Annotated in this window: 19 protein-coding genes and 2 tRNA genes; 7 read left to right on the top strand and 14 right to left on the bottom strand. The window is 70.8% G+C overall.

Annotation, left to right across the window (positions count from 1 at the left end; all coding sequences use genetic code 11):
• Positions 1–157 precede the first annotated feature (157 nt).
• Positions 158–1,183 (top strand): hypothetical protein, encoded by a 1,026-nt coding sequence (locus ACFYY6_RS20005; protein ID WP_389194499.1) that lies wholly within the window; start codon positions 158–160, stop codon positions 1,181–1,183.
• A gap of 68 nt (positions 1,184–1,251) precedes the next feature.
• Here ACFYY6_RS20005 and clpX read toward each other — a convergent pair whose 3' ends face one another.
• The 5 genes from clpX to ACFYY6_RS19980 form a co-directional block, all read right to left on the bottom strand.
• Positions 1,252–2,550, bottom strand: a complete 1,299-nt coding sequence (clpX, locus tag ACFYY6_RS20000; RefSeq protein ID WP_351522558.1) for an ATP-dependent Clp protease ATP-binding subunit ClpX — start codon at positions 2,548–2,550, stop codon at positions 1,252–1,254.
• A gap of 176 nt (positions 2,551–2,726) precedes the next feature.
• Positions 2,727–3,410 carry an ATP-dependent Clp protease proteolytic subunit gene (locus tag ACFYY6_RS19995; protein WP_351522557.1) on the bottom strand — a complete coding sequence of 228 codons (684 nt, stop codon included), beginning with the start codon at positions 3,408–3,410 and terminating at the stop codon, positions 2,727–2,729.
• Between the two features lie 78 nt (positions 3,411–3,488).
• Complete coding sequence (locus ACFYY6_RS19990) at positions 3,489–4,094, bottom strand: ATP-dependent Clp protease proteolytic subunit (RefSeq protein WP_199883178.1); 606 nt, start codon at positions 4,092–4,094, stop codon at positions 3,489–3,491.
• Positions 4,095–4,390: 296 nt separating this feature from the next.
• Complete coding sequence (tig, locus tag ACFYY6_RS19985) at positions 4,391–5,827, bottom strand: trigger factor (protein ID WP_351522555.1); 1,437 nt, start codon at positions 5,825–5,827, stop codon at positions 4,391–4,393.
• A gap of 234 nt (positions 5,828–6,061) precedes the next feature.
• A tRNA-Pro gene (locus ACFYY6_RS19980) sits at positions 6,062–6,138 on the bottom strand.
• A 197-nt stretch (positions 6,139–6,335) separates the two neighbouring features.
• On the opposite strand from ACFYY6_RS19980, the gene ACFYY6_RS19975 reads away from it, so the two are divergent.
• Positions 6,336–6,409 (top strand) — tRNA-Gly (locus tag ACFYY6_RS19975).
• Positions 6,410–6,512: 103 nt separating this feature from the next.
• On the opposite strand, the gene ACFYY6_RS19970 is transcribed toward ACFYY6_RS19975, so the two are convergent.
• The gene (locus ACFYY6_RS19970) at positions 6,513–6,707 is read right to left on the bottom strand and encodes a hypothetical protein (protein ID WP_351522554.1); all 195 of its coding nucleotides are present in this window, start codon (positions 6,705–6,707) and stop codon (positions 6,513–6,515) included.
• A 715-nt stretch (positions 6,708–7,422) separates the two neighbouring features.
• On the opposite strand from ACFYY6_RS19970, the gene ACFYY6_RS19965 reads away from it, so the two are divergent.
• Positions 7,423–8,595, top strand: coding sequence for an acyltransferase family protein (locus tag ACFYY6_RS19965; protein WP_351626530.1), 1,173 nt, complete (start codon positions 7,423–7,425; stop codon positions 8,593–8,595).
• A gap of 136 nt (positions 8,596–8,731) precedes the next feature.
• On the opposite strand, the gene ACFYY6_RS19960 is transcribed toward ACFYY6_RS19965, so the two are convergent.
• Genes ACFYY6_RS19960 through ACFYY6_RS19950 form a run of 3 tightly spaced genes read right to left on the bottom strand, consistent with a single transcriptional unit; the run spans position 8,732 to position 12,754 of the window.
• Positions 8,732–9,211, bottom strand: a complete 480-nt coding sequence (locus ACFYY6_RS19960; RefSeq protein WP_351522550.1) for an HD domain-containing protein — start codon at positions 9,209–9,211, stop codon at positions 8,732–8,734.
• Positions 9,212–9,245: 34 nt separating this feature from the next.
• Positions 9,246–11,747 (bottom strand): FtsX-like permease family protein, encoded by a 2,502-nt coding sequence (locus ACFYY6_RS19955; protein WP_389194423.1) that lies wholly within the window; start codon positions 11,745–11,747, stop codon positions 9,246–9,248.
• Positions 11,747–12,754, bottom strand: a complete 1,008-nt coding sequence (locus ACFYY6_RS19950; RefSeq protein WP_389194420.1) for an ABC transporter ATP-binding protein — start codon at positions 12,752–12,754, stop codon at positions 11,747–11,749. The genes ACFYY6_RS19955 and ACFYY6_RS19950 overlap by 1 nt, the downstream gene beginning before the upstream one ends.
• Before the next feature lie 249 nt (positions 12,755–13,003).
• On the opposite strand from ACFYY6_RS19950, the gene ACFYY6_RS19945 reads away from it, so the two are divergent.
• A complete protein-coding gene (locus ACFYY6_RS19945; protein ID WP_351522546.1) occupies positions 13,004–14,215 on the top strand; it encodes a cation:proton antiporter in 1,212 nt (403 codons plus the stop codon).
• Positions 14,216–14,356: 141 nt separating this feature from the next.
• Here the strand turns inward: ACFYY6_RS19945 and ACFYY6_RS19940 are convergent, their stop codons facing one another.
• A complete protein-coding gene (locus tag ACFYY6_RS19940) occupies positions 14,357–15,502 on the bottom strand; it encodes a PP2C family protein-serine/threonine phosphatase (RefSeq protein ID WP_351626519.1) in 1,146 nt (381 codons plus the stop codon).
• 104 nt (positions 15,503–15,606) lie between these two features.
• Here ACFYY6_RS19940 and ACFYY6_RS19935 point away from each other — a divergent pair, with 104 nt between their 5' ends.
• On the top strand, positions 15,607–16,839 hold the full coding sequence (locus tag ACFYY6_RS19935) for a GNAT family N-acetyltransferase (RefSeq protein WP_351522544.1): 1,233 nt from the start codon (positions 15,607–15,609) through the stop codon (positions 16,837–16,839).
• Positions 16,840–16,961: 122 nt separating this feature from the next.
• Here the strand turns inward: ACFYY6_RS19935 and ACFYY6_RS19930 are convergent, their stop codons facing one another.
• Together ACFYY6_RS19930 and ACFYY6_RS19925 are read right to left on the bottom strand one after the other, a co-directional pair.
• Entirely contained in the window at positions 16,962–17,771 is an 810-nt protein-coding gene (locus ACFYY6_RS19930) for a DNA-formamidopyrimidine glycosylase family protein (protein ID WP_351522542.1), read from the bottom strand.
• 149 nt (positions 17,772–17,920) lie between these two features.
• Positions 17,921–18,409 (bottom strand): ribose-5-phosphate isomerase, encoded by a 489-nt coding sequence (locus ACFYY6_RS19925; RefSeq protein ID WP_073783026.1) that lies wholly within the window; start codon positions 18,407–18,409, stop codon positions 17,921–17,923.
• A 522-nt stretch (positions 18,410–18,931) separates the two neighbouring features.
• Between ACFYY6_RS19925 and ACFYY6_RS19920 the strand changes: the two genes are divergently transcribed.
• Complete coding sequence (locus ACFYY6_RS19920; protein ID WP_389194417.1) at positions 18,932–20,449, top strand: amino acid permease; 1,518 nt, start codon at positions 18,932–18,934, stop codon at positions 20,447–20,449.
• 118 nt (positions 20,450–20,567) lie between these two features.
• Here ACFYY6_RS19920 and ACFYY6_RS19915 read toward each other — a convergent pair whose 3' ends face one another.
• Entirely contained in the window at positions 20,568–21,164 is a 597-nt protein-coding gene (locus ACFYY6_RS19915; protein ID WP_073783028.1) for a biotin transporter BioY, read from the bottom strand.
• 428 nt (positions 21,165–21,592) lie between these two features.
• Between ACFYY6_RS19915 and ACFYY6_RS19910 the strand changes: the two genes are divergently transcribed.
• Complete coding sequence (locus ACFYY6_RS19910) at positions 21,593–23,065, top strand: amino acid permease (RefSeq protein WP_389194414.1); 1,473 nt, start codon at positions 21,593–21,595, stop codon at positions 23,063–23,065.
• On the opposite strand, the gene ACFYY6_RS19905 is transcribed toward ACFYY6_RS19910, so the two are convergent.
• The gene (locus ACFYY6_RS19905; RefSeq protein ID WP_388649926.1) at positions 23,055–23,759 is read right to left on the bottom strand and encodes a histidine phosphatase family protein; all 705 of its coding nucleotides are present in this window, start codon (positions 23,757–23,759) and stop codon (positions 23,055–23,057) included. The two genes, ACFYY6_RS19910 and ACFYY6_RS19905, sit on opposite strands and share 11 nt — an antisense overlap.
• Between the last annotated feature and the right edge of the window lie 111 nt (positions 23,760–23,870).

Genomic DNA, 23,870 nt, shown 5'->3' with positions numbered 1-23,870 from the left:
ACAGTTTACGGCTGTCACAGTCGTGCGCCGAAACCGGTTTGTTCGGTAACGGTGTACCACCCGATCGCCCATACGAGCGCCCTTTCCGTCAGGATGTTCGGAACACATAAGCAGTCACAAACCTCCGGTGAGCACTTCCGAACAGGGGACACCGCACATGAGCCACAACCAGCCCGGACCGTACGGCCAGCAGCCTCCGCAGGGTCAGCCCAACCCCTACGGGGCCCAGCCGCCGCAGGGCCAGCCCGGACCGTACGGCCAGCAGCCGGGTCCGTACGGGCAGCCCCCGCAGGGCCAGCCCGGTTACGGCTACCCGCAGCAGGCCCCGGGCCCGCAGGGCGTCCCCCCGCAGCAGCCCCAGCCGGGCTACGGCCACCCGCAGCCCCAGCAGCCCGGCCCCTACGGCCAGCAGCCGCCCACTCCCCCGTACGGCCAGGCCCCGTACGGGGGCCAGATGCCGGTACCGCCGCCCCAGCCGAAGAAGAAGACGGGTCTGGTCGTCGGTGGCATCGTGCTGGCACTCGCGGTCATCGGCGGCGGGGTGTACTTCGCGCTGTCGGGCAGCGGCGGCGCGAGCAACAGCGATGTCGCGGACTCCACCAAGGGGTACAAGATCACACCGGCGGAGTCGGTGGACGACTACAAGAAGGCCCCGTCCCAGTCGGGACAGTCCGAGGGCCCGCTGACCGGCGAGGCCAAGACCAAGGCCGACGGTCTGGGCATCAAGAACCCCCAGGGGGTCGGCACTTCGTACCAGTCCGGTTCCGAGACCGACCTGACGAACATGAAGTCCCTGACCTTCTCGGGCATCTGGGGTGAGGTCACCGACCCCGCGAAGGTCATCAACAGCGCCTTCGGCGACGCCCAGTCGCTGTACAAGAAGGACGACAAGGACATGGAGGCCACGCTCGACGGCAGCCCCAGAGCGGTCACCCCGGCCGGCTTCGAGGGCGCGCTGATGAAGTGCCAGGACATGAAGGTGACCAACAAGAAGGGCGACGGCACTCCCCAGAACGGCCCCAAGGAGTTCACGGTCCCGATCTGCGTCTGGGCCGACTACAGCACGGTCGGCACCGTCGTCGGCATCGACCTGAAGCTCGCCATGGCCGGCAAGGGCATGCCCCAGGACTCGCTGGCGGCCCTGACCGCCAAGCTCTACAACACGTCCCGCACCAAGCTCTGACCGCACCAAACACCACGAGGGGCGCCCTGCAGACGGACCTGCCGGGCGCCCCTCGGGTATGCGGGCCGCTACGCGGACTTCTCGTGGCGGCCGCCGTCGTTCTTGCCGATCGTGCGCGGCTCGCGCGGGACCAGCGTCGGGTTCACGTTGTCGCGGACGACGTCCGCGGTGACGACGACGCGGGCGACGTCCTTGCGGGACGGCACCTCGTACATCACGGACTGGAGGACCTCCTCCATGATGGCCCGCAGGCCACGCGCGCCCGTGCCGCGCAGGATCGCCTGGTCGGCGATGGCCTCCAGGGCCGGGCGGTCGAAGTCCAGCTCCACACCGTCGAGTTCGAAGAGACGTTGGTACTGCTTCACCAGGGCGTTACGCGGCTCGACCAGGATCTTGAGCAGCGCCTCGCGGTCCAGGTTGTGGACCGAGGTGAGGACGGGGAGACGGCCGATGAACTCCGGGATCATCCCGAACTTCACCAGATCCTCCGGCATGACCTCCTGGAACTGGTCGCTCGCCTCGATCTCGCGCTTGGAGCGGATCGTCGCACCGAAGCCGATGCCCTTGGCGCCGGCGCGCGACTCGATGATCCTCTCCAGCCCGGAGAAGGCACCGCCCACGATGAACAGCACGTTCGTCGTGTCGATCTGGATGAACTCCTGGTGCGGGTGCTTCCGGCCGCCCTGCGGCGGGACGGAGGCGGTGGTGCCCTCCAGGATCTTCAGCAGGGCCTGCTGGACGCCCTCACCGGAGACGTCACGGGTGATCGACGGGTTCTCGCTCTTGCGGGCGACCTTGTCGATCTCGTCGATGTAGATGATCCCGGTCTCGGCCTTCTTGACGTCGTAGTCCGCCGCCTGGATCAGCTTGAGCAGGATGTTCTCGACGTCCTCGCCGACGTAGCCGGCCTCCGTCAGCGCCGTCGCGTCGGCGATGGCGAACGGGACGTTGAGCATGCGGGCCAGGGTCTGCGCGAGCAGCGTCTTCCCGGAGCCCGTGGGGCCCAGCAGAAGGATGTTGGACTTGGCCAGCTCGATGGCGTCGTCACGGCCCTGCGCGCCGCCGTTCTCGCCCGCCTGGACCCGCTTGTAGTGGTTGTACACAGCGACCGAGAGGGCCTTCTTCGCGGGCTCCTGCCCGACGACGTACCCCTCGAGGAACTCGTAGATCTCGCGCGGCTTGGGGAGTTCCTCCCACCGCACCTCGGAGGTCTCCGCGAGCTCCTCCTCGATGATCTCGTTGCAGAGATCGATGCACTCGTCGCAGATGTACACACCGGGTCCCGCGATGAGCTTCTTCACCTGCTTCTGGCTCTTTCCGCAGAACGAGCACTTGAGCAGATCGCCGCCATCACCGATGCGTGCCACGAGGTGCTTCCCCTTCGCCTGGGAGCAGCTTGGTTCAGCGGCTCCTGGTGCCTCTATCCGACGGTACCTTGCCTTGCCCCCCGTTCGGGCCCCCCTTGGCGCGGTTCACGCGGTTCGCGCGGTCCAAGCGTCCTCAAACCGCCCGAATCCGCCGCGCCAAGGGCTGAAGGCCGACGTCAGGCGGCCGCTCCGGCCGTGCTCTTGCGGGTCGAGACGATCTGGTCGATCAGACCGTAGGCGAGGGCGTCCTCGGCGGTCAGGATCTTGTCGCGCTCGATGTCGTCGCGGATCTTCTCCAGCGGCGTGGTGGAGTGCTTGGCCAGCAGCTCCTCCAGCTGGGTGCGCATCCGCAGGATCTCGTTGGCCGCGATCTCCAGGTCGGAGAGCTGCTCACGGCCGGTCTGCGAGGAAGGCTGGTGGATCAGCACCCGCGCGTTGGGCAGGGCCATCCGCTTGCCGGGCGTGCCCGCGGCGAGCAGGACGGCCGCGGCCGAGGCGGCCTGGCCCATGCAGACGGTCTGGATGTCCGGCTTCACGAACTGCATCGTGTCGTAGATCGCGGTGAGCGCGGTGAACGAGCCGCCGGGGCTGTTGATGTAGACGGAGATGTCACGGTCCGGGTCCATCGACTCCAGGCACAGCAGCTGGGCCATGACGTCGTTGGCCGAGGCGTCGTCGATCTGCACGCCGAGGAAGATCACGCGCTCCTCGAAGAGCTTCGCGTACGGGTCGTACTCGCGCACGCCCTGCGAGGTGCGCTCCACGAAGCGCGGGACGATGTAGCGGTTGTCCACCTGCGGGCCGGTGTAGAGGCCGCTCGCGGAGGCGCCGGGGAAGTTGTTCATGTGGGTGTTCACCATCCTGGTGGCGTTCTGTGGCTGGGTGTCTCGGCGTACGAGAGGTGCGCGCGGCGCGGAGCCGATCCGGTGGGTGCCGGATCAGGCGCCGGTGCCGCCGCCGCCCGGAACGCCCGATGCGAACGAGATGATCTCGTCGATGAGGCCGTACTCCTTGGCCTCCTCCGCGGTGTACCAGCGGTCGCGGTCGCCGTCGCGGATGATCGTCTCGACCGTCTGGCCGGAGTGTCGGGCGGTGATCTCCGCCATCCGCTGCTTGGTACGCAGCAGGTACTGGGCCTGGATCTTGATGTCGGAGGCCGTACCGCCGATGCCGGCCGAACCCTGGTGCATGAGGATGTCGGTGTTCGGGAGCGCGAAGCGCTTGCCCGCGGTACCGCCGGTCAGCAGGAACTGGCCCATCGAGGCCGCCATGCCCATGCCGATGGTGACCACGTCGTTCGGGATGTACTGCATGGTGTCGTAGACCGCCATGCCGGCCGTCACCGAGCCGCCGGGGCTGTTGATGTAGAGGTAGATGTCCTTGTCCGGCTCGGCGGCGAGAAGAAGCAGCTGCGCGGTGATCTTGTTGGCGATCTCGTCGTCGACCTGCTGGCCGAGGAAGATGATGCGTTCGCCGAGCAGCCGGCTGTAGACCTGGTCGCCGAGTCCTCCACCGAGGGACGGCTCTCCGGCGGCGTAAGGCATCAGATTCGTCACGTGTCCACCTGCTCGTCTCTGACGGCTCCGGCCGTCTCAGCGTCTTCGTACCGGGTGGGCGGGGACTCCCCTGCCCTTCCTATTCATGGACCCTAACGCGCAGGTGGGACAACGCCATCCCGCTTCCGCAACTGTTCGCTGGGAGCGCAAGCTCCGCAGTCCGCACAAGGGTTGTGGGCCATCGCGCGCCTGCCGCCGGCGGCCTCGACCGGTGGTCCGCCGGTCCAAGTCGACGGGCTCCGGACGCACAGCGTCCGGAGCCCGTCGTACGGATCGTGCGAGGCTCAGGCCTCGTTCTTCTCCGCGGCGGCCTCGGTCTTCTCCTCCGCCTTCTCGGCGGCGTCGGTGGCTGCCTCGGCGACGGCCTCGGCGGAGCCGTCGGCGGCCTCGACCGTCTCGATGGCCTCCTCCTCGTCCTCCAGGTCGACGGTCTCGCCGTTGGTGTCGACGACCTTGGCGGCCTCGACGACCACGGCCAGCGCCTTGCCGCGGGCGACCTCGCCGACGAGCATCGGCACCTGGCCGCCCTCGACGACCGCCTTGGCGAACTGGTCGGGGCTCATGCCGGAGGAGGCGGCACGGCGCATGAGGTGCTCGGTGAGCTCCTCCTGGTCGACGTTCAGCTTCTCCTTGTTGACGATCTCGTCCAGGAGGAACTGGGTCTTGATGCCCTTGACCGCCTGCTCGGAGGTCTCGGTCTCGAACTCCTCGACCGTCTTGCCCTGGATCTCCAGGTACTTGTCGAGGGTCAGGCCCATCTGACCGAGCTGGTGGTGCTCCAGGTTGTGCCGACGGGTCTGGACCTCGTCCGCGAGGAGCTTCTCCGGGATCGGGACCTCGGCCAGCTCCAGCAGGGCGTCCAGGACGCGCTCCTGGGCCTGGGTGGCCTGCTCGTACTGGCGGCTCTCCTCAAGGCGCTTGCGGCTGTCCGCCTTCAGCTCGTCGAGGGTGTCGAACTCGCTCGCCATCTGGGCGAACTCGTCGTCCAGCTCGGGAAGCTCACGGGCCGCGACGGCGGTGACCTTGACGGTGACCTCGGCCTCCTTGCCGGCGGCCGAGCCACCCTTCAGCTCGGAGGTGAAGGTGGCCTCGCCACCCGCCTCCAGGCCGGTGACGGCGGCGTCGATGCCGTCGAGGAGCTCACCGGAACCGATGGTGTACGAAACACCCTCGGCGATGCCGTCCTCCAGGACCTCGCCGTCGACCTTCGCCTGCAGGTCGACCGTCACGACGTCGCCCTCGGCGGCGGCGCGCTCGACCGGGCTGGTGGAGGCGAAGCGCTCGCGGAGCTGCTCCACGGCCTTCTCGACGTCCTCGTCGCCGACCGTGACGGCGTCGACGGTGACCTCGATGCCGGAGTAGTCCGGGATCTCGATCTCGGGGCGTACGTCAACCTCGGCGGTGAAGGCCAGCAGCTCGCCGTCCTTCAGCTCGGTGATGTCGACCTCGGGCTGGCCGAGGACGTTGAGCTCACCCTCGTTGACGGCCTCGGTGTAGAACTTCGGGAGCGCGTCGTTGACGGCCTCCTCCAGCACCGCGCCGCGGCCGAACCGCTGGTCGATGACCCGCGCGGGGATCTTGCCCTTGCGGAAGCCCTTCACCGTGACCTGCTGGTTGATCTTCTTGTACGCCGCGTCGAGGCTGTCCTTGAGCTCCTCGAAGGGCACCTCGACAGTGAGCCGAACCCGGGTCGGGTTCAGGGTCTCCACGGCGCTCTTCACGGTTCGGTCTCCTTGTGGCTGACTTCTTGGGGTTCTGCTCCGCCGCACGGGAGGCGGCTTCGCGGACCGAGCCCGGTACATCAGACACACGGGCACGCATTTTGCATAGTAACGGCAAGGAGACGGACTCCCACAATGCGCTCTCGCCGGTGCTTCCGCGATCCCGCCGGGGCGATCCCGGCCGGTCCTGCCGGTGGTTCCGTGATCGTGCCGGGTGGTCCGTGTACGTGCCGGTGGTCGGGGTGGCCGGATTCGAACCGACGACCTTCCGCTCCCAAAGCGGACGCGCTACCAAGCTGCGCCACACCCCGTCGGTGCGACACGTAGGGTACATGCAGACAGGCGATGCATCGGCCGCTTTGCGCGGGCGGCTCGCAACGGGCGGCTCGCGCGGGTCGCGTTCCGGACGCGACGACCGGAGGAGCGGCCATCAGGTGTGCGGGCAGCACCCACGACCCGCTACGATGCTTCTCGTGCCGCCGGTCGCCGGACCAGCGGTGCGACGTATGCGGGCGTAGCTCAATGGTAGAGCCCTAGTCTTCCAAACTAGCTACGCGGGTTCGATTCCCGTCGCCCGCTCCACGCCAGGGCCCGGCCCGACGAGATCTCGTCGGGCCGGGCCCTTTGCGTCGGACCGTCCGCGCCCGCGGTTGCCCTCGGGGCCGGGACGCCGGCCGGGGCGGGGTCAGAAGCTGATCTGGTTGATGGTGTGCGCTATCGAGTCCATGAAGCGCTGGATCGTCGGCGCCAAGCCGGTCGAGGCGAGGAAGAAGCCGAAGAGGGCGGCGACGACCGCGGGGCCGGCCTTGATGGATCCGCCTCGGATCATGACCACCAGGATGATCGCCAACATCAGCACCACAGACAGCGAAATGGCCACAACTGATCACACCCTCGGTCGGTCCGCCTTGCCGGCCCGGAGGCGTGCGGCCGAGCACCCCTCCGATCCGTCCATCGTGCCATCAACTCCCCTCCGGCCGCCGCCGAGTGACGGATCGCACTGACAGGATCACGCCATCCTTGCGCCCCGCGCGCCCTCACGTGCGCCCCTCAAGGGCTGCCCCGCGGCCCCTGGTGGATCAGCGCACGGCGTCGGATGCGATGGCATCGCACGACGGAGGGACGTCCGCATACTGGACACATCCGGACGTTCCGACAACGCGACGAGGTGTCGCAGCTGTCGTCGTGCGCCCGTCAGGGATTACGGGACCGCCTTTGACGACGCCCTGGTGCACAACTGCACGGGCCCCGCACCACGGCGATCCGGCCACGAGCCCGCACCCCTGTGAATCACCTGTGCGCCGAATCGTCTGCGTACCGAATCGCCTGTGTGACGAATCACCCACGAGTCGGGAAATCACAACAGCGCATGAACATAACGGTTTCCGCATCCGCACACTTCATTCACATGCAATTCTCAGATTCGCGCACCGCGAAATTCCCCCCGCCAAAGAGTCTTCGATATGCCCCGTTCAAGGGGGATAAATGCGGGCATATCAGACAGTACTCCGCGGTTTCGCCAGTGAATGGACGCGGACATGTAATTCCAGCAGGCGGTTTTACGAATTGCGATCGGGGCGTCTATGGTGCTTTGGATGTTCCAAGCTCCGAACGTATTTCAGAGGGCCCCGCTCCCATCGGCGACCCGGGAGTCGGAGCCCAGACACCAAGGGCCGATTTCCTCTGCGACAGCGGCCGGTACGTCGACGGCCGATCCCGCGACGGCCTCGCGCGGGAATCCGGCGGCGGCTCCGACGAAGAAGCGGGATCCCTACTTCGACAACGTCAAATACCTCGCCATCGTGCTCGTGGCGATGGCACACGCGTGGGAACCGGTGATGGAGGGAAGCCGGACCGCCCGCGCGCTGTACATGGTCGCGTACACCTTTCACATGCCGGCGTTCATCGTCGTCTCCGGATATTTCTCCCGCTCGTTCGACATGTCGGCCGCCAAGGTGAAGCGTCTGGTCACCGGAGTCGCCGTGCCGTATGTGGTGTTCGAGACGGCGTATTCACTGTTCAAGCGATACGCGGACGACACTCCCGATCATCCGATCAGCCTGGTCGACCCCTGGTACCTCACCTGGTTCCTGGTCGCCCTGTTCGTCTGGCGCCTCACCACACCGCTGTGGCAGGCGCTGCGCCATCCGCTTCCGGTGGCGCTCGTCGTCGCTGTGCTCGCCTCCTTCTCACCGACCATCGGCGACGATCTCGACCTCCAACGCGTGCTCCAGTTCCTGCCGTTCTTCGTGCTCGGTCTCCGGCTGAGGCCCGAGCACTTCGACCTGGTGCGCCGGCGCGAAGTGCGGATGCTCGCCCCGGCCGTGTTCGCCGCGGCCGCGGTGTTCGCGTACTGGGCGGCGCCGCGGATGCAGCTGGGCTGGTTCTACCGCAGCAACAGCGCGCAGGAGATGGGCGCTCCGTGGTGGTCGGGCGCCGTGATGACCCTGCTCATGTTCGGCTGTGCGCTGCTGCTCACCGTCGCCTTCCTGTCCCTGGTGCCGCGCCGCCGCACATGGTTCACGGTGCTGGGCGCCGGGACCATCTGCGGCTATCTGCTGCACGGTTTCCTGGTCAAGGGCGCGGGATACGCCGGGCTGTTCGACGCCTACGACTGGCTGTCGTCGCCCGCCGGGCTCGTGCTCGTCTCCGTGGCGGCGGCCGGTGCGGTGACGCTGATGTGCACGCCTCCGGTGCGGCGGCTGCTGCGCCCGGTGACCGAGCCGGAGATGGAGTGGGCGTTCCGGCGGGGCGGCGCCGGACGCTGATGCGGTACGGACCGGTCCCGGGGCGGACGCCTTGCCCCGGACCGGTTCACCGTCAGCGATCGGTTCTGTGCCGGGGTCGGTCGCTCGCGGGATCGGCCCCTTCTCCGGGATCAGTCCTCGCCATGTTGGCTTGAATTCATTGGATGGTGGGCGATTCGCCCGAGGTGAGGCCGAGCAGTCGCCGGACGTGTGCATACTTCTCGGTCAGCCGGGTACGGGTCGCCGGTTCCAGTACGGCGAGGCGGGCCGGATCCGCGTTGTGCGCCAGGTCGGACTCCTTGATCAGCAGGGCGCCCGGGGTGTCGAGAATGCGCCGGGCGTACGCGCCGAGGTCCTCGCCGTCGCGCTTGGTGACGGCGAGGACCATGTCCTTGACCTGCTGCGGAAGTGCGGCCCCGGCCAGCCATTCCTCCGACAGGACCTCGTCCTCGACGGCGTCGTGCAGCCAGGCGGCGGCGATCTGTTCGTCGGTTCCGCCCCTGGCCCGGACCCCCTCGGCGACGGCGTGGAGGTGTTCCGCGTACGGGCGTCCGGCCTTGTCCGTCTGCGTGCGATGGGCGGCGCGGGCGATCGCCTCGACTTCGGCCAGGTCCAGGTTTCTGCGTGGCGTGGTCATGACCCGACTCTAGGACAGAGCCCGAGGACAGCCCCTAGGGACGGGCGGCCGCCCCGCGCAGGGCCGCCCGGGCCGGGATCGTCGCGGCGGCGAGCCCGAGCCCGAGGGTCACGGCGACGAAGGTCCCGTACAACACCGGTGGGATGTACGGGGGTTCACCGGTCAGCCCCTTCATCATCGGATTCAGCGTGGCCAGTGCGATGGCGGTGCCGAGCCCGGCCCCGGCCACGGTGACGAGCAGCGCCTCCCAGCGGATCATGCCCATGATCTGGCGGCGGGTGGAGCCGACGAGGCGGAGCAGGGTCAGTTCGCGGCGGCGGTCGAGCACGGTCATCACCAGGGTGTTGACGGCGGCGACGGCGGCGAATCCGCCGAGGACCGCGGCCATGACGGTGTTGGCCCAGGCGTTGAACTCGCGGTCGCGGTCCCGCGCGGCGGCGTAGCCGGAGGCGTCGGTGACGGTGCCGAGCGCGGCGAGCTTCCGCGCTGCCGCGGGGGTGGCCCTCACCAGCAGCTCGGAGGCGTACGGCGCGGTGACGCGGGTTTCGAGGTCGGCGGCGGGGAGTGTGACGAGGCCGGTGCCCAGGCCGCGGCCGTAGACGGCGACGATCTCCGGGGACGCCCGGGTGCCGTCCGGGAGGCGCAGTTCGAGGCGGTCGCCCGTCGTCCGGCCCGCGGAGTCGGCGAGGGTGGTGTCGATGGCCACGGTGCCGGGGCGCAGGCCGTCGAGCGAGCCGGTCCGGACGTCGAGGTCCTGGACCTCGGTCAGTGCGTCGCCGTTGCCGATGACGCCCTGTGCGGGGGCGTTGCGCATCATGCGCTCGTCGCCCGAGCCGACGGTCACCAGGACGGAGGTGCGGAGCAGGCCGACGGCGGTGGAGACCCCGGGGGTGGCGGCGGCGCGTCCGGTGGCGTCGGAGGCGAGTCCCCCGGGGGCGGTGACGACGTGGTCGGCGATGACCGCGTCGCGCTGCTGGTGCGCGATCACCCGCTCCTCGCTGGTGTGCATGAACACGAGCGTGGAGGAGAAGGCCATGGCGAGCACGATCGGGGTGATCGCGGAGGCCAGCCGCCGGGAGTTCGTACGGGAGTTGGCGGCGGCCAGCGAGCCGGAGGCGCCGGCGCCCCGCAGTGGGAGGCCGATGACGGCGGCGCAGGACCGGGCGATCAGCGGGCCGAGCAGGCCGACGGCGAGCATGAAGAGCATGGCGACGCCGAGGGCGGCGTTCGCCGCGTCCTCGCCGCTGCCGGCCCCCGCGACACCGGCGAGGGCGATGCCGCCGACGAGCGCGGCGATGCCGAGCGGGGTCCGGATCCAGCCGTACGGCGGCTGTTCGACCGCGGACTGCGCGAGGGCGAGCCCGGGTTCGGTCCGGGACGGGCGGCGGGCGGCGAAGTAACCGGCGGCGAGCGCGGTGAGCATGGTGGTGGCCGTGGCGATGGACAGCGGCAGCCAGGACACGTGCAGGACGACCGCCTCGGGGACGGCTCCCTTGTCCCGGAGCTGCCCGAACCACCAGTGGGCCAGGACGGTTCCGGGCAGGCAGCCGAGCGCTCCGGCGAGCGGCGCGATGAGCAGCGACTCGCAGGCGATGGCGCGGCGCAGCTGGCCGGGGGTGGCCCCGATGGCACGCAGCATGGCGAATTCGCGCCTGCGCTGGCCGACGGAGAGGGCGACCGTGCCGGCGGCGGTGAAGACGGCGACCGTGGTGGCGACGCCGCCGAAGGAGCCGCCGAGCGCGATGAGGAGTTCCTCGGCGTTCGCGAGGCCCAGGTCCTCGACGCCTCCGCGGTCGTCGCCGGTGTGGACCCGTGCCCCGGCGGTGCGGCCGACGCTCGCGCGTACCCGGTCGGCGAGGGTGGCGGTGTCGGTGCCGGAGGTGGCGAGCACGGCGATGGCGTCGACCCGGCCGGGGTGGCCGGACAGCCTCACGGCCTCGCGGTCGCCGAACCAGACGGTTCCGGTGCCGTTCTCGGTGGTGGCCGGGGCGTCGGCGGTGCCCGAGACACGGAACCTCCCGGCGCCCGCGGGGGTGTCGAGGGCGAGGGTGTCGCCGACGCGCGCCCCGGTGCCGGCGGGGACGACGACCTCGCCGGTGCGGGGTGCCTCGCCGGTGAGCAGCCGGTTGCCGGTGAGGGCGGCGGAGCCCCAGCCGTGGGCGGTGAGGGGGGCGCCGTCCCGGCGTACCGGGTAGCCGACGTCGCCGATCGCGGTGGCCGCGCCGGGGACCGAGGCCGCCCTGTCCACCAGGGACTCGGGGAGTCGTGCGGTGTCCGGTACGAGCGCGCCCACGTCGACCTCGCTCTCGCCGCGTCCGATCGTCATGTGGACCCGCTGGTCGGCGGCGACCACGACGGGCGCCTTCGCGTAGCGGTCGGCGGGGACGGAGGCGCGCAGGCCGGTCTCCAGCAGGATGCCGCAGGCGGAGACGATCGCGGCGGCCAGCAGGAGGGCGACGAACGTGCCGACGAACGCCGCGGGCCTGAAGCGGACGGCCGCGCGGGCGAGGCCGTTGGGAAGGCGTGGAACGAACATCAGGCCGCCGCTCCGGCGCGGGCGGTGGCGTCGCCCTGGGCGGCCGGCGCGGTCGCCGTGGTCAGCGCGGTCAGCCGGGCGGCGATCCGTGCGGCGTCGGCGCGCGGCAGACTGTCCACGATCGACCCGTCGGCCAGGAAGAGGACCCGGTCGGCCCAGGCGGCGGCGGCCGGGTCGTGGGTGACCATGACCACGGTGGCGCCGAGGACGTCCACCGCGTGCCGGAGCAGGCCGAGGATCTCGGCGGCGGTGGTGGTGTCGAGTGCACCGGTCGGCTCGTCCGCGAAGATCACGTCGGGGCGGGTGATCAGGGCGCGGGCGACGGCGACGCGCTGCTGCTGGCCGCCCGAGAGTTCGCCGGGGCGGCGGGCCCCCTTGTCGCCGAGGCCCACCGCGGCGAGCATCTCGGCCGCGGCGCGGCGGCTGCGGGCGCCACCGGTGCGCTGTCCGGCCAGGCGCAGGGGCAGCAGGACGTTCTGCTCGACCGTCAGGGACGGGAGCAGGTTGAACGCCTGGAAGACGAAGCCGAGACGGGTGCGTCGCAGTTCGGTGAGGCGGTTCTCCTTCATCCCAGTGATCTCGGTGCCGCCGAGGCGGACGGAGCCGGCGGTGGGGCGGTCGAGCCCGGCCGCGCACTGCAGGAAGGTCGACTTCCCGGAGCCGGAGGGGCCCATGACTGCGGTGAAACCGGAGCGCGGGAGGGCGAGGTCGACACCCCGCAGGGCGTGCACGGCCGCCTTGCCCCGGCCGTACTGCCGTCGGACGCCGCGCAGCTCGACCGCGAACTCCGTGCGGTCCGCGAACTCCGTGCGGTCCGCGTGGTTCGTGCGGTCCGAGCGGTCGGTGACGTCCGCGGACCCCGAGGGGCCCGCGAGGTCCGTGCGGTACGCCGGCTCCGTGCCGTCGGTGAAGTCCCTGCCGCCGCTCCGTGTGCGCACGCCCCGCGCGTCCCACGCGTTCCGCTCGTCCCGCTTCTGCGCGCCCTGCCTGGTGCGTCGCAGCGCCATGATGTCCGCCTTCCGTTGCTCACCGGCCGCTTCTCCGGCCGGCGATTCGAACGTACGGACAAGGGGCAGGCGCGGACCATGGCGGCTGCTGGCGGATCGGGGGTGGGGCAAACCCGAGGTCGGCGATCGGGAGCCCGGGCCATAGTTACAACGTCAATTGTTCGGTAAACTAATTACTGACGAATCCTTGACGCTCTCTTGACCCGAAGAAGGATCAGGCTCATCGGACACGCAGACACGCTCATCGCCATGGGCGGCGCCTTCCTCGCCGCCGCCGTTCTCGCCCGTGTCGGCAGCCGCATCGGACTGCCGACCATTCCCCTGTTCATCCTGGCCGGGATCCTGCTCGGCCCGCACACCCCGGGCATCGTGCTGGTCGCCGACCCGCACGACCTGGAGATGCTCTCGGCACTCGGCCTGGTGCTGCTGCTCTTCTACCTCGGCCTCGAATTCCACCTCGACGACCTCAAGGCAGGCGGCCGCAAGATGGTCGTCGCGGGCTCCGTCTACCTGATCCTGAACGTGGGGGCCGGGCTCGGATTCGGCTTCGCGCTGGGCTGGGGCACCTCGGAGGCCCTGGTCATGGCCGGGGTCATCGGCATCTCCTCGTCGGCCATTGTGACCAAGATCCTCGTCGACACGAAGCGTCTGGGGAGCCCGGAGACCAAGACGATCCTCGGCATCATCGTGGTCGACGACATCTTCCTCGCCCTCTACCTCGCCGCGCTCCAGCCGATCCTGTCGCGCTCGGACAGCCTCGCCGCCGCGCTTCTCGACGGGGGCAAGGCGTTCGGCTTCCTGCTGCTCCTGGCGCTCACCGCCCGGTTCGGCACGAAGCTCGTCAGCAAGCTCATCCACACCTCGGACGACGAGTTGCTCGTCATCTCCTTCCTCGGTGCCGCCGTGCTCGTCGCCGGGGTGTCCGAATGGTTCGGGGTCGCGGACGCGATCGGCGCGTTCATGATGGGTCTGATGCTCGGCAGCACGACGTCCGGCGGGCGCATCCTCAAGCTGGTCCATCCGCTGCGCGACGCCTTCGGGGCGATCTTCTTCTTCGCCTTCGGACTGTCCATCAACCCCGGCGACCTGCCCGGAGTGCTGTGGCCGGTGCTGGCCGCCGTGGTGCTGACCGTGGTGATGAACGTGCTCTCCGGGATGGTCTCGGCACGGGTCTACGGCTTCGGCGCGCAGGCCGCGGCGAACATCTCGACCACCCTGACGGCCCGCGGCGAGTTCGCCCTGATCCTCGCCACGATGGCCGCGGGCGCGGGGCTGGACGAACGGCTCCCGCCGTTCATCGCCGGTTACGTGCTCGTCCTCGCGGTCCTGTCGCCGCTGGCCGCCGGACGCTCGCACTGGCTGGCCCGCGTCCTGCCGGGCGGCCGGGACCGGGGTCCGGACCAGGGCAGCGGCGGTGGTCGTGGCGACGGCAGCACCGAAGAGGTCCCGGTCCCGGCATGAGACGGGGGCGGGCGGCCGGTTCGTCGGCGGGTACCGGGCCGGTGCCCGGACCCGCCGGGCCCGTCGCGCGGGCCGCGGACCGCTCGGGTGCCGTACGCGTACGACTCGGGGTCCGTCCGGTACCGGGTGTCGACGGCGGGGTCAGGCGGTCCGCGACAGCAGCAGCAGCGCCCGGTCGTCGTTGACGTCCTTGGCGCACGCCTCGATCAGATGCCAGGCCGCGCCCTCGAATCCGGTCGTGACATGGCGGTCGGCCTCGCCGGTCAGCCGGTCGATGCCCTCCGCGATGTCACGGTCGGACGCCTCCACCAGGCCGTCGGTGAACAGCATCAGCACGTCACCGGGGGCCAGCGAGCCCTTCACGGCGTCGAACTGCGCCCCGTCGTACACCCCGAGGAGCGGCCCCTCGGCGGCCTTCTCCTCCCACTGGCCGCTGCCCGAGTGGAGTTGCAGGGCCGGCGGGTGCCCCGCGGAGAAGAGTTCGTAGTCGCCCGATTCGAGGTCCAGGACCAGATGGATCGAGGTGGCGAAGCCCTCCTCCCAGTCCTGGCGCAGCAGATAGCCGTTGGCCGCGGGCAGGAAGCCGTGCGGGGGCAGCGAGCCGAGGAGACCGCCGAAGGCGCCGGACAGCAGCAGGGCACGCGAGCCCGCGTCCATGCCCTTGCCGGACACGTCGGTGAGGACGGCCTCCAGGGTCCGGCCGCCGTTCGTACGGGCCGCGACGACGAAGTCGCCGGAGAAGGACTGCCCGCCCGCCGGACGGAGCGCCATCTCGCGGTGCCAGCCCTGCGGCAGCCGGGGCAAGGCGCTCTGCACCCGGATGCGTTCACGCAGGTCGAAGAGCATGGTGCTGCCGCGTCGCCACGGCACCCCGACCCTCGCCCGGAACTGGGCGAGGACCAGCCCGAAGAAGCCGCAGGCCGCGACCACCAGGACGATGCCGGGCGTCACCCGGGCCGGACCGTCCTCGTACGGGCCGAGTCCGAGCGACTCCACGATCAGGGCCAGGGCGGCGGTCGCGTACACCCCGAGCAGGCTCGCGGGGCGCAGCAGCAGACCTCCCGCCACGATCGGCAGGCCGAGCGCCGCCGGTGAGAACCACACGGGGTTCAGCAGGGTGGCGCAGGTGATGGCCGGAACGGTGAGCAGCAGACCGGCCAGCGCGATCCAGTCGGCCCCGTCGCCCCGGAAGTAGTCGACCCCGGCTTTGCGCAGCGCGATGCGCGCCCGGTGCACCGATTTCCGCAATCGGGCCGGGTACGTCTCTGCTCCTGCGCGACGGGCCATTGCGGGGACCCTATCCACCCGACGGCTTCCGGTGCAGGGGGACCCCGTGACAATGCGTTCGAAATCGGGTCGACCAGGTGCTGCGCCCCTGATAGGTATGAATCATGACGACCGAGCTTCGCGTACTGCGCCCCTCCGAGTGGAACCAATGGTTCGAGTCCCTGGAACTCGCGTTCGGCGGAGTCGCGGAGCCACCGGAACAGCGTGAGCTGGATGAGCAGCTGACCGAGCCCGAGCGGTCGCTCGGCATCTGGGACGGTTCCGACGTGGTCGCCACGGCGGGGGCGTTCAGCTTCCGGGTGGCCGTGCCGGGCGGCGCGCTGGTGCCCGCCGCCGGGGTGACGATGGTGAGCGTCGCGTCCACGCACCGCAGGCGCGGGCTGCTGACCTCCATGATGCGCCGGCAGCTCGACGACGTCCGGGCGCTGGGTGAGCCGTTCGCCGTTCTGACGGCGTCGGAGCCCGTGATCTACGGCCGGTTCGGATACGGGGCGGCCAGCCGGCAGATGTCCCTGACGATCGACACGGACCGGGTGCGGCTGACGGTGCCGGAGGGCACCGACGCGGTGCGGCTGCGTCACGCGCGGCCGGACGAGGCGATGGCCGCGTGCGAGAGCGTCTACGCGCAGTTGGTGCCCGGTCGTCCCGGCACCCCCGCCCACGGCCCCGGCTGGGAGCGCAAGCCGATGGTCGATCCGCCGAGCGGACGTCAAGGGGCCTCCGCACAGCAGTGCGTGCTGGCGGAGCTGGACGGCGAGGTCGTCGGCTATGTGACGTATCGCATCAAGCCCGACTGGGACATGGCGGGCCCCCGGGGCACGGTCATCGTGAACGATCTCGACGCGCTGGACCCGGCGTCGTACGCGGCGCTGTGGCGGTTCGTCTTCGACATCGACCTGACGTCGACGGTGGAGGCGCGGAACCGGCCGGAGGACGACGCGCTGCTGCATCTGGTGTCGGACGTGCGGCGGTGCCACGTCCGGCTCCGGGACTCGCTCCACGTACGGCTGGTGGAGCTGGGGGCGGCGCTGGAGGCACGGACGTACCGGGCGCCGGTGGACGTGGTGTTCGAGGTCGAGGACACGTTCTGCCCCTGGAACGCGGGGCGTTGGCGGCTGACGGGCGACGCGAAGGGCGCGGCGACCTGTCGGCGCACCGAGGACCCGGCCGACCTCGCTCTGTCGGTACGGGAGTTGGGCTCGGTGTATCTGGGTGGCGAGTCCCTGACGGCGCTGGCGCGCGCCGGACGGGTGCGGGAGCTGCGGCCGGGCGCGCTGGCGGAGGCGTCGACGGCGTTCTCGTCGGACGTGGCGCCGTGGCTGCCCCGGGGGTTCTGAACCGGGGTGCCGTACCCGGGGGGTTTCGCCCCGGGGTACTGATCAGGCGGTTCCGGGACGGCCCCTTCCGGGACGGCCCCTTCCGGGGGGCTCCAGCTCGTGGGAGGTCACCCGACAGGCTCTCAGGCCGGTTGGCAGCCCGGGCACCAGAAGAGGTTGCGGGCAGCGAGATCGGCGGTGCGGATATCGCCGCCACAGATGTGGCAGGACTGCCGGGCCCTGCGGTACACGTACACCTCGCCGCCGTGGTCGTCGACGCGCGGCGGGCGGCCCATGGCCTCCGGGGTGTGCTCGGGACGGACCGTGTCGATCCGATTGTTCCGCACGCCCTCGCGCATCAGCGCCACCAGGTCGGCCCAGATCGCGTCCCACTCGGTGCGCCGCAGGTCCTTGCCCTGGCGGTAGGGGTCGATGCCGTGACGGAACAGCACCTCCGCGCGGTACACGTTGCCGACGCCCGCGATGACCTTCTGATCCATCAGCAGGGCGGCGACCGTGATCCGGCTGCGGGAGATCCGCCGCCAGGCCCGCTCGCCGTCCTCGTCGGTCCGCAGCGGGTCCGGGCCGAGGCGGTCGTGTATCGCGCGCTTCTCGGGTTCGGTGATCAGGGCGCAGGTGGTGGGGCCGCGCAGATCCGCGTGGTGGTCGTCGTTCACCAGGCGCAGCCGGACCGTGTCGGTGGGCGGCGGGGCCGGGGTGGTCCCGAAGCCGAGCTTGCCGAAGAGGCCCAGGTGGATGTGGACCCAGCCGATGTCCCCGAAGCCGAGGAAGAGGTGCTTGCCGTGGGCATCGACGCCGGTGAAGGTCCGGCCGTCGAGCAGCGCGGCGCTGTCGGAGAACTTGCCCTGCGGGCTGCTCACCCGTACCGGCCGCCCGGCGAACCTGTCCCGGTGGTCCGCCGCGAGGCGGTGGATCGTGTGTCCCTCGGGCACTTCGGCGGCTCTCCTCGGCGACGGTGGCGGTAGCGCTGACAGTGGCGGTGCGGCCGACGGCGGTGATGACGTCGCCGGCGGCGAGGGGCGCGACGGGCCGGACACGGCTGTGCCGCCGGGGGCTCCGGCGGCACAGGGGCGGTCGTCGGTCAGCCCTGCTGCGGGTGGTGGGCGGGGATCGGCGGGAGTTCGCCGGTCGTCTCGTACGCCGTCAGCATCTCGATGCGGCGGGTGTGGCGCTCCTCGCCGGAGTACGGGGTGGCCAGGAAGATCTCGACGAACTTGGTGGCCTCGTCCAGCGAGTGCATCCGGCCGCCGATGGCGACCACGTTGGCGTTGTTGTGCTCGCGGCCCAGGGCGGCGGTCTGCTCGCTCCAGGCGAGCGCGGCACGCACGCCCTTGACCTTGTTGGCGGCGATCTGCTCGCCGTTGCCGGAGCCGCCGATCACGATGCCGAGGCCGTCCGGGTCCGCGGCCGTCCGCTCGGCGGCACGCAGGCAGAACGGCGGGTAGTCGTCCTGGGCGTCGTAGATGTGGGGGCCGCAGTCGACGGCCTCGTGGCCCTGGGCCGTCAGCCACTCGACGAGGTGGTTCTTGAGTTCATAGCCGGCATGGTCCGAGCCGAGGTACACGCGCATGTTCCGAGTGTGGCACGAGCGGCGCCGGACAGCCGTCATCGGGGTCATGTCAGGGTGGCCTCCGGGCCCGCCGGACCCGGAGGCCACCCCGACGGCCCCGCGTGACGTACGACACACCCTCGTGCGGCGCGGCATGACGCCGTGTGAGGCACGGCACGTCCCCGCGTCGGGCGCGGTTCGTCCCGCGATGCGGTAGAACGCGCGCGGTGAACACGGTGCCGCACGGGCGGAACCCGCACGGCAACCGCCCCGCGCGGGGCCGGTCACCCCTGTGCCGTTCGTGTGCGCGCCGTGTGTGGGGAATGCCTCACCGGCAACTTTTCTGCCAAGAAATCGGAATGAAGGGTTCCGTTCTTGGTGTCCGAGGAGCTTCAATGCACCACGCCCTGCTCACGGCATCCGCGAGCCGGGCGACCGCGCCCCACCGCGGTCTTCGTGGCCGAGCGACCGCGCCCCACCGCGGCATTCGCACGGCGGCCGGGGCGTGCTCGAGTGATCGGCACACGTAAGGACTCCATTCCCATGACGTCGCAGACGACTCCGACCAGGCCGGGCCGGGCCGGCGAACCGGACCGGTCCGACGGGGCGGCCCCGGCGAACTCCTCCGGCGGACTCCAGGCGGGCCTCAAGAACCGCCACCTCTCGATGATCGCCATCGGCGGTGTCATCGGTGCGGGCCTCTTCGTCGGTTCCGGTACCGGCATCGCCGCGGCCGGACCGTCCATCCTGATCTCGTACGCCCTGGTCGGCCTGATGGTCGTCTTCGTGATGCGGATGCTCGGCGAGATGGCGGCGGCCCGTCCCAGTTCCGGTTCCTTCTCCGCCTACGCCGACCAGGCGCTGGGCCGCTGGGCCGGCTTCTCGATCGGCTGGCTGTACTGGTTCTTCTGGGTCGTGGTGCTCGCCGTCGAGGCGACGGCCGGCGCCAAGATCCTGGAGGGCTGGGTACCGGGGGTCCCGCAGTGGGCGTGGGCGCTGATCGTGATGGTCGTGCTGACCGCGACGAACCTGGTCTCGGTCGGGTCGTACGGCGAGTTCGAGTTCTGGTTCGCCGGGATCAAGGTCGTGGCGATCGCCGCGTTCGTGGTCGTCGGCCTGCTGGCCGTCTTCGGGGTCCTGCCCGGAGCGGACAACCCGGCCACGGGGTTCGCCCATCTCACCGACTCGGGCGGGTTCTTCCCCGAGGGGGTGGGCGCCATCCTCACCGGTGTGCTGATGGTCGTCTTCTCCTTCATGGGCAGTGAGATCGTCACCCTCGCCGCGGGCGAGTCCGAGGACCCGCAGCGCGCCGTGCGGCAGGCCACGAACAGCGTGATCTGGCGGATCGCCGTCTTCTACCTGGGCTCGATCTTCGTCGTGCTGGCCCTGGTGCCGTGGAACGACCCGTCGCTCGTGAAGGACGGCAGCTACGTAGCCGCCCTCAACGCCATCGGCATCCCGCACGCCGGCCAGGTCATGAACGTCATCGTGCTGACGGCCGTGCTGTCCTGTCTGAACTCCGGCCTCTACACCGCCTCTCGGATGGCGTTCTCGCTCGGCGAGCGCGGGGACGCGCCGAAGGCGTTCGCCCGGGTGAACAAGCGGGGCGTGCCGCAGGCGGCCATCCTGTCGTCCGTCGTCTTCGGCTTCGTCGCGGTGTTCTTCAACTACCAGTGGCCCGACACCGTCTTCCAGTTCCTGCTGAACTCGTCCGGCGCGGTCGCGCTGTTCGTCTGGCTGGTCATCTGCTTCACGCAGCTGCGGATGCGGGGCATGATCCTGCGCGAGTCGCCGGAGAAGCTGGTCGTGCGGATGTGGCTCTTCCCGTACCTGACCTGGGCGACCATCGCGATGATCTCGTTCGTCCTGGTCTACATGCTGACCGATGACAGCGGGCGTGAGCAGGTGCTTCTCTCACTGCTCGTGGCGGCGCTGGTGGTGGCGATCGCGCTGGTGCGCGACGTCCGGCACCGGAAGGCCGCGGGATCCGTGCAGGCCGCGAACGCCGTGACCGCCGCGGAGGCCGTGGCCGGCGGGGCGGCGCGTCAGGCCCGGGCCTGAGCGCCGCTCCGGAGCCGGGCGCGGAACGCGGAAGAGGCCGGGCCGGCCGTGACGTGTCACGGCCGGCCCGGCCTCTTCGCGTGTTGCGGGCGTACGCGGGGGTGGTGCGGGCCGGGGGTCAGCCCCGGCGGCCGGCCAGCTTCCAGGCCGCGGGCAGCGCGCCCATGGCGAGCGCGGCCTTCAGCACGTCACCGAGCAGGAACGGCACCAGGCCGGCCGCGATCGCGGCGCTCGCCGACATGCCGGTGGACAGCGCCAGGTACGGAACGCCGACCGCGTAGATGACCGCGGAGCCCAGCGCCATCGTGCCCGCGGTGCGCAGCACGGACCGGTCCCCGCCACGACGAGCGAGGGCGCCGACCACGACGGCGGCGAGCAGCATGCCGAGGACGTAACCGAACGACGGGAAGCCCATCCCGGACCTGGCCTCGGCGAACCACGGCATCCCCGCCATGCCGACGAGCGTGTACACGGCGAGGGAGAGGAAGCCGCGGCGGGCGCCGAGCGCGGTGCCGACGAGGAGCGCGGCGAAGGTCTGGCCCGTGACCGGGACCGGGGAGCCGGGGATCGGGACGGCGATCTGGGCGGCGATCCCGGTGAGCGCGGCGCCCCCGAGGACCAGGGCCGTGTCGACGGCGTAACGGTTCCGGGCGGCGGGCAGCAGGTCGGCGAGGACCGCTCCGGTACGGACGGGGGCGGCGGCAGCAGTGCTCATCGGGACTCCGCGGGGTGAGGACAGGAAGGGACAGACCGGACCGACGTTAGCCCACGGGTCAACGGCCGATCACCGTCAGCGGCTGACAAGCGCCGATCGAGGCATTGGTGGAGTTCACACAAAGACGCTGACGCAATCACACGGTGACGTGATGCTCGTCACTGAGGTGGGGCCTGATCACGCGTCCACCCGCTCACGGGATCTTCTCCGGGAGAACTGTAGGTTCCCCCCAAAAGCCGGTGCGGGCATTTCTCCCGGTTCGCGACGTCGGCGGCGGCACGTGCCCGTATGTGCACGGTGTGTGAGCATCGTGCCCGTATGGCGGACACCGGTTCCCGGTCGATGACAGGCGCGCCCAGACTGTGCGCGACGTCCCCCACGCCCCACCCCACGTCCCCCATGTGTCGCCTACCGAACAGAGCACGTCCATGTCGCGGAATCCCGCTTCTCCCCCCACGGAAGACCCCGCGGAACCCCGGGCCGGAACCGGCACCGGTCCGGGCTCCCCCGTCGAATCCCCCGGCACCGTCCCCGGCGCCCCCACCGACGCCGTCCTCACCCACGGGCTCAAGCAGCGGCACCTGTCGATGATCGCGCTCGGCGGTGTCATCGGCGCCGGGCTGTTCGTCGGCTCGGGCGCCGGCATCGCCGCCGCGGGTCCCTCGATCGTCGTCGCGTACGCCATCTCCGGGCTGCTGGTCATGCTCGTGATGCGGATGCTCGGCGAGATGTCGGCCGCGAATCCGGCCTCCGGTTCCTTCTCCGTCCACGCGGAGCGGGCGATCGGGCCGTGGGCGGGGTTCGCCGTCGGCTGGGCGTTCTGGGTGCTGCTCTGCGTCGCCGTCGGCCTGGAGGGCATCGGCGCCGCGAAGATCGTCACGGGCTGGCTGCCGGGCACCCCGGAGTGGGCCTGGGTCGCGCTGTTCATGGTGGTCTTCCTCGGGACGAACCTGGCCTCGGTGAAGAAGTTCGGCGAGTTCGAGTTCTGGTTCGCCACCCTCAAGGTGGTGGCGATCACGCTCTTCCTCGTCCTGGGCGTGCTGGCGATCCTCGGTCTGCTGCCCGGTACGGACGCCCCCGGCACCAGCAACCTCCGCGGCGAGGGCGGCTTCCTGCCGAACGGCGGCGAGGGACTGGTGATCGGCCTGCTCGCCTCCGTCTTCGCGTACGGGGGTCTGGAGACCGTCACCATCGCCGCGGCCGAGTCCGAGAACCCGGTACGGGGCGTCGCCAAGGCCGTACGGACCGCCATGTGGCGGATCGCGCTGTTCTACGTCGGTTCGATGGCCGTCGTCGTGACGCTGGTGCCGTGGGACGACCCGCAGATCGTGAAGGTGGGCCCGTTCTACGCGACCCTGAACCACCTCGGGATCGGTGGCGCCGCGCAGATCATGAACGTGGTCGTCCTGGTCGCCCTGCTCTCCGCGATGAACGCCAACATCTACGGCTCCTCGCGCATGGCCTGCTCGCTGGTGGCCCGTGGCCAGGGGCCGCGGCGGCTCGGCCGGATCTCGTCGGGCGTGCCGCGCACCGCCGTCCTGGCCTCGTCGGTGTTCGGCTTCCTGTGCGTGCTGCTCAGCTACTGGCGTCCCGACGACGTCTTCCCGTGGCTGCTCAACATGATCGGCGCGGTGATCCTGGTCGTCTGGATATTCATCGCCGTCTCCCAGCTGATCCTGCGCGGCCGGCTCCAGCGCGAGGCCCCGGAGAAGCTCGTCGTACGGATGTGGCTCTTCCCGGTGCTGACACTGGTGGCGCTGCTGGCGATGGCTGGGATCTTCGTCCTGATGCTGCGCCAGCCGGGCACGCGCGACCAGCTGGTGGCGAGCGGCGCCCTCACCGCCGTACTGATCGTCGCCGGTGTCGTACGGCAGCGGCGGGCCGCGGCGGTCACGGGCTGACGCCGGGGGCGCGGGGCGCGTCCGCCGCGTTCGGCACGGCGGGGTCGTCCGGGGCGCACGGCACCTCGGGGTCGTCCGGGGCGCACGGCACGTTCAGGGAGAGCAGCGCCCCGCCCCGCTCCCCGATCCGCACCTCGCTGATCGCCGTGTTCCGCAGCTTCGGGAAGACCCGGCGGTAGGCGCCCAACGGGATCGACAGCAGTTCGCAGAGGACGAGCCTGAGCAGGGTGTTGTGGGCGACGACGAGCACCCGCCCGCCCGGGTGCTCGTCCGCGATGCGGCGCAGTGCGGTCGCGCCCCGGGCAGCCGCCGCCCGGGGGTCCTCGGCCCCGGGGAACGGATGGGCCACCGGGTCGGTGCGGTACTCCCGTCCCTGCTTCGGATGCTCGGCCTCGAACTCCGCCAGGGTGCGCCCCTCCACCTCGCCGAAGTCGCACTCGCGCAGGTCGTGGTCGTGCCGGGGCGTGAGACCGAGCGCCAGGCACGCGGGCCGCGCGGTCTCGATCGCGCGGGTGAGCGTCGACGTCCGGATCGCGTCGACCGGGTGCCGGGCCGCCCACTCCCCCAGCCGCCGGGCCTGACGGCGCCCCTCGTCGGTGAGCGCGATGTCGCTGACTCCGGCGTAGCGGTTCTCCGCGTGCCAGACGGTCTGCCCGTGGCGGACGAGCAGCAGGGTGGCCGGGCTCCTGGTCATGGCTTCTCCGTTCGGGTACGGGCGGTCATGGCGTCTGCGTTCGTACGGGTCGAGGAGCGGTGTCCCAGGGCTCTCGCACGCGCCGGGAGGCACGGCTTCCCGGGACCGCCG

Source organism: Streptomyces sp. NPDC001750 (genome assembly GCF_042892615.1).
In the GTDB taxonomy this organism is placed as follows: Bacteria; Actinomycetota; Actinomycetes; order Streptomycetales; family Streptomycetaceae; genus Streptomyces.
Note: the sequence above shows the minus strand (reverse complement) of the source record. Positions and strands in the feature narration are given on the sequence as shown.